Raw genomic sequence first — 5117 nt, 5'->3', positions numbered from 1 at the left:
GCCCCGGCGGGTCGCACGGCGCGGCCCCGCCCGCGGGCACCGTCACCGGGCGCCGTCAGCGGGGCGCGGCCTTGGCCAGCACCTCCAGGTAGTGCGGGTTGGACATCACGCCCAGCACGTTGCCGAACGGGTCGACCACCGACGCGGTCGCGAATCCCGTCCCCTCGCCCCGCTCGGTGATCTTCTCGTGCAGCCGCGCGCCCATCGCCAGCAGCCGCTCCACCGCCGCCTCCAGATCGTCCACGTGCCAGTACATGACCGCCCCGCCCGGACCCGCCGGCGGTCCCCCGGGACGGAACCGGGCGTCGATCAACCCCAGCTCGTGCTCGTAGTCGCCCACCCGGAACTCGAAGTAGGCGGCACGGCCGTCCGGACCCGCGACGCGGTAGTACGGCTGCGTCCCCAGCAGCTCGGCGTACCAGTCCTTGGCCGCCTCCACGTCGTCCGCCCAGAAGCTGATGGTGGCGAATCCCCGCAGCATGTCGTGCCTCCGATCCACCGGAACCGGACGCTCCGACCCCGATGCAGGCAACGCTAGACGGCCAATAGGTCACCCAACGTCCTACTGGCGCGGCAGGATGGGCGGTATGCGTGATCCGTCCGGACGGCTGCTCCAACTGCTGTCCCTCCTGCAGACGCCCCGCGAATGGTCGGGCGCCGAGTTGGCCGCGCGGCTCGGCGTCACCGCCCGCACCATCCGCCGCGACATCGACCGCCTGCGCGACCTCGGCTACCCCGTCCACGCCACCCACGGCAACACCGGCGGCTACCGGCTCACCGCCGGCGCCGCGATGCCGCCGCTGCTGCTGGACGACGACGAGGCCACCGCGATCGCGATCGGCCTGCGCACCGCCGCCGCCGGGGCCGTCACCGGCATCGAGGACGCCTCCCTGCGCGCCCTGGCCAAACTCGACCAGGTCCTTCCCCACCGGCTGCGGCACCGCGTCGCCGCCCTCACCGAGGCCGCCGTGCCCCTCCCGCCGCAGGACGGCGCGCCGCCCGCCGCCGACCCCGCCGTCCTGGCGCTGCTCGCCGCCGCCTGCCTCGCCCGCGAGAAGGTCCGCTTCACCTACACCGCCGCCGACGGCCGCGGCACCCGCCGGCTGGCCCAGCCCCACCGCCTCGTCACCGCTGGCCGCCGCTGGTACCTGGTCGCCCACGATGAGGACCGCGCCGCCTGGCGCACCTTCCGCGCCGACCGCGTCACCGACCCGCACCGCACCGGCATGCGCGGCCCCGAACTGCGCCTGCCCGGCGGCGCCGACGCCGCCTCCTGGGCCATGGACACCCTGGCCGGCGGCTCGGGCACGATCCGGGCGCGGCTTCTCCTGCACGTCCCCATCGAGGAGGCCGCCGAGCACGTCACCGCCTGGCAGGGCGTCCTGGAACCCGCCGACGACCGCACCTGCCTCCTGCACACCCGGTCGGACTCGATGCGCTTCCTGGCCTACCGCGTCACCCTGCTGCCCGTCGACTACACGCTGCTGGACCCGCCCGAGCTCGCGGTCCACCTGGCCGCCATCGCCGACCGCGCCATCCGCGCCATCCGCGACCTGACAGCCGCCGAGCCGTGAACCGCCCGCGTGCGCGCGGCCGAGGACCTCAGCGCTCGCCGGGCGGGGCGCCGAGGGTCGTGTCGCCGAGCGACTCCAGCAGCGTGCGCAGGGCGGCCGCCAGGTGCCCCCGCTCGTCCGGCGACAGCGCTGCCAGCAGGCGCTCCTCGTTGGCGGCGTGCAGGCCGACCAGCTCGTCCACGATCTCCAGGCCGCGCGGCGACAGCCGGATCCGCACCGACCTGCGGTCACCGGTGTCGCGCACCCGCTCCACCAGCCCCTTGGCCTCCATCCGGTCGATCCGGTTGGTGATCGCCCCCGAGGTGACCATCGCCGCCCGCAGCAGCGCACCCGCGGTCAGCTCGTAGGGGGCGCCGTGCCGGCGCAGCGTCGCCAGGACGTCGAACTCCCAGCTCTCCAGCCCCCGCGCGGCGAAGAACTCCTTCAGCTCCCGCCCGAGCAGCGACTGCGCCCGCGAGATCCGCCCGACGACGCCCATCGCCGACACGTCCAGGTCGGGACGCTCGCGGCCCCACTGCGCCAGGATCGCGTCCACCGCGTCCGCCATGTCCCGCCCTCCCGCCACAATCTCAACGTTGAGATTATCAATCGAGACAGGCGTCGGTGCTGAGGTTGACCATGCACCAGGTGGCGAAGCGTGGGCGCGGAGCCGAACTGGAGACGCGTCGCACCGCACTACGCGGTGAGAGGGGGGCGCCGGCGGTGCTCAACATGCACGGGCCGGGGCGTGCCGGGTAGAAGAGGGCGGCAACGCAGCCCCTCCATTTTCAACTTATAGCGGAGCAGGGGGCTTGCGGCAAGGCCCCCGTCGTGCCGCAGAATCGTCGGCCGAGGCCAGTACCCGCGTGAACGGGGACGCGACCAGTGCGGCGCATCCGCGGGGAACCGGCGTGCGCGGGACCCGCGCCGGGGGACGGCCGAGAACCACTCTCGTGAATGGGGTTTCATGATCGACGTGATCGTGGTCGGCGGCGGGCCGACCGGCTTGATGCTGGCTGGCGAGCTGCGGCTGCACGGGGTGCGCGTCCTCGTCCTGGAGAAGGACGCGGAGCCGGCCCCGTTCGTGCGCTCGCTCGGCCTGCACGTGCGCAGCATCGAGGTGATGGACCAGCGCGGCCTGCTGGAGCGGTTCCTCGCGAACGGCAAGACGTACCCGGTTGGCGGCTTCTTCGCCGCCATCCGCAAGCCCGCGCCCGAGGGGCTGGACACCGCGCACCCCTACGTCCTCGGCATCCCGCAGCCCGTCACCGACCGGCTGCTGGCCGAGCGCGCCGCCGAGCTCGGCGCCGAGATACGGCGCGGCAGCGAGGTGGTCGGGGTGAGCCAGGACGAGCACGGGGCGACCGCCGAACTGGCCGACGGCACGCGGCTGCGAGCGCGTTACCTCGTCGGCTGCGACGGCGGCCGCAGCATCGTCCGCAAGCTGCTCGGCGTCGGCTTCCCCGGCGAGCCCACCCGGGTCGAGACGCTCCTGGGCGAGATGCAGGCCACCGCGTCGCCCGAGGAAATGGCCGCCGTGACGGCCGAGGTCCGCGAGACCCAGAAGCGGTTCGGCATCGGACCGCTCGGCGACGGCGTCCACCGCGTCATCGTGCCCGCCGAGGGGGTGGCCGAGGACCGCTCGGCCCCGCCGACGCTCGAGGAGTTCAAGCGCCGTCTCCGGGCGGTCGCCGGCACCGACTTCGGCGTCCACTCACCGCGCTGGCTGTCCCGCTTCGGCGACGCCACCCGGCTCGCCGAGCGTTACAGGGTCGGCCGGGTGCTGCTGGCCGGCGACGCGGCGCACATCCACCCGCCCGTCGGCGGCCAGGGACTCAACCTCGGCATCCAGGACGCCTTCAACCTCGGCTGGAAACTGGCCGCCGAGGTCGGCGGCCGGGCGCCGGAGGGACTGCTGGACACCTACCACGCCGAACGGCACCCCGTGGCGGCCGACGTGCTGGACAACACCCGCGTGCAGATGGAGCTGCTGTCCACCGAGCCGGGCCCCCTGGCCGTGCGGCGGCTGCTGTCGGAACTGATGGGCTTCGACGAGGTGAACCGGCACCTGACCGAGAAGATCATCGCGATCGGGATCCGCTACGACCTCGGCGGCGGGCATCCGCTCGTCGGCCGCAGGCTCCGGGACGTCGCACTGAAGCGGGGCCGCCTCTACGAGCTGATGCACGACGGCCGCGGACTGCTGCTCGACCAGACCGGCCGCCTGTCGGTCGCGGGCTGGGAGGACCGCGTCGACCACGTCGCCGACACCAGCGAGGAACTGGACGTGCCCGCGGCCCTGCTGCGGCCCGACGGCCACGTGGCATGGGTCGGCGACGAGCAGGCCGATCTGCTCGGCCCCATGGCCGAATGGTTCGGCGCCCCCACCGCCTGAGCGGCCGTCCGCCCGCCCCTGCTCACCGGCCGGCCCGCGGCCAAGGGCCCTGGGACGCGGCGGGAAGGGGGGCGAGACGATGGTCGAGACGGTGGAGCAGCAGGACCATCGCCGCTCCGATGAGGACGAGGCCGGCGGTGTCGAGCGGGTCGCGGGTGTGGGAGACGAGGCCGAAGACGGCGTGGGCGACGAGCGCTCCGGTCGCAGCGGCCAGCCGGTGGCGGGCCGTCCACCCGTCCGCCGCGCCTCCGGCGGCGGACTGGTCTGCGCGCTCCGTCTCCAGACGGAGAGACGGAGCCGGACCACTCCGCGGTCGTAGGCACCCTGAGCTTGCGCAGGCGACACGTGCGTCCTCACCGCCGCCTCGGTGACCACCAGACGACCCGCGACCTCGGTGTCCGAGGCAGTGTGAGCACCCGGGCCGTCAGGCGGTCTCCTCCAGCGGCAGGTGGGCGCGGACCCGGAACCCGCCAGCAGGATCCGGCGCGGCCTCCAGCGTCCCGCCCAGCAGCGCCGCGCGCTCGCGCATCCCGGCGACGCCCTGCCCGGCGCCCGTCCACGCCGACCGGCCACCGCCCGTCCCGTCGTCGCGGACCTCCACGGTCAGCCGGCCGTCCCGCGCGCGGACCGTGACGACCGCGGTGGACGCGCGGGCGTGCCGCAGGGCGTTGGTCAGCGACTCCTGCACGATCCGGTACGCCGACAGGGCCACGCCCGGCGGGACGTCGGTGTCCTCCAACCCTTCCCGCACCACGCGGACGGGGAGCCCGGCGGCCTCCACCGTCCCGGCGAGCCGCTCCAGATCCGCGAGCGTCGGCTGCGGCACCAGGGCGTCGCCGTCGGGAACCGCCGCGGTCTCCTCGTCCAGCAGCCGCACGGTGCGCACGAAGCGGCGGAGCTCGACCAGCGCCTCCCTCCCCGACGCCTCCAGGCTCCGCACCGCCTCCCGCGCCTTCTCGGGGCTGGTGTCGAACACATCGTCCGCGGCGGCGGCCTGCACCACCATCACCGACACCGTGTGCGCCAGGACGTCGTGCAGTTCACGCGCGATGCGAGCCCGCTCCTCCAGCACCGCTGCAGTTTCACGACGCCTGCCGCGTCGTGGCCGGACTCATGACTCTCAGGGACCAGGCACGAAACAATCCGCAGAGCGACCAGCATTCCTTGTG

At 74.3% G+C, this 5117-nt stretch carries 6 protein-coding genes; 3 read left to right on the top strand and 3 right to left on the bottom strand.

The genetic code is table 11. From position 1 onward, the window contains the following. Positions 1 to 55: 55 nt before the first annotated feature. Positions 56 to 481 carry a VOC family protein gene (locus AB0K37_RS40045; protein WP_363990889.1) on the bottom strand — a complete coding sequence of 142 codons (426 nt, stop codon included), beginning with the start codon at positions 479 to 481 and terminating at the stop codon, positions 56 to 58. A gap of 106 nt (positions 482 to 587) precedes the next feature. Here AB0K37_RS40045 and AB0K37_RS40040 point away from each other — a divergent pair, with 106 nt between their 5' ends. Further along, on the top strand, positions 588 to 1574 hold the full coding sequence (locus AB0K37_RS40040; protein WP_363990886.1) for a WYL domain-containing protein: 987 nt from the start codon (positions 588 to 590) through the stop codon (positions 1572 to 1574). A gap of 28 nt (positions 1575 to 1602) precedes the next feature. Here the strand turns inward: AB0K37_RS40040 and AB0K37_RS40035 are convergent, their stop codons facing one another. Further along, positions 1603 to 2121 carry a MarR family transcriptional regulator gene (locus AB0K37_RS40035; RefSeq protein WP_363990883.1) on the bottom strand — a complete coding sequence of 173 codons (519 nt, stop codon included), beginning with the start codon at positions 2119 to 2121 and terminating at the stop codon, positions 1603 to 1605. A gap of 399 nt (positions 2122 to 2520) precedes the next feature. On the opposite strand from AB0K37_RS40035, the gene rox reads away from it, so the two are divergent. Next, positions 2521 to 3948, top strand: a complete 1428-nt coding sequence (rox, locus tag AB0K37_RS40030) for a rifampin monooxygenase (protein WP_363990880.1) — start codon at positions 2521 to 2523, stop codon at positions 3946 to 3948. A gap of 79 nt (positions 3949 to 4027) precedes the next feature. Next, positions 4028 to 4267 (top strand): hypothetical protein, encoded by a 240-nt coding sequence (locus AB0K37_RS40025; RefSeq protein WP_363990877.1) that lies wholly within the window; start codon positions 4028 to 4030, stop codon positions 4265 to 4267. A 105-nt stretch (positions 4268 to 4372) separates the two neighbouring features. Here the strand turns inward: AB0K37_RS40025 and AB0K37_RS40020 are convergent, their stop codons facing one another. Next, the gene (locus tag AB0K37_RS40020; protein WP_363990874.1) at positions 4373 to 5020 is read right to left on the bottom strand and encodes a sensor histidine kinase; all 648 of its coding nucleotides are present in this window, start codon (positions 5018 to 5020) and stop codon (positions 4373 to 4375) included. Positions 5021 to 5117: the final 97 nt, after the last annotated feature.

Origin of the sequence: Actinomadura sp. NPDC049753 (assembly GCF_040674655.1) — a bacterium.
GTDB lineage: Bacteria > Actinomycetota > Actinomycetes > Streptosporangiales > Streptosporangiaceae > Spirillospora > Spirillospora verrucosospora.
The sequence above is the reverse complement of the archived record's forward strand: the minus strand, read 5'-3'. Positions and strand labels throughout refer to the sequence as shown.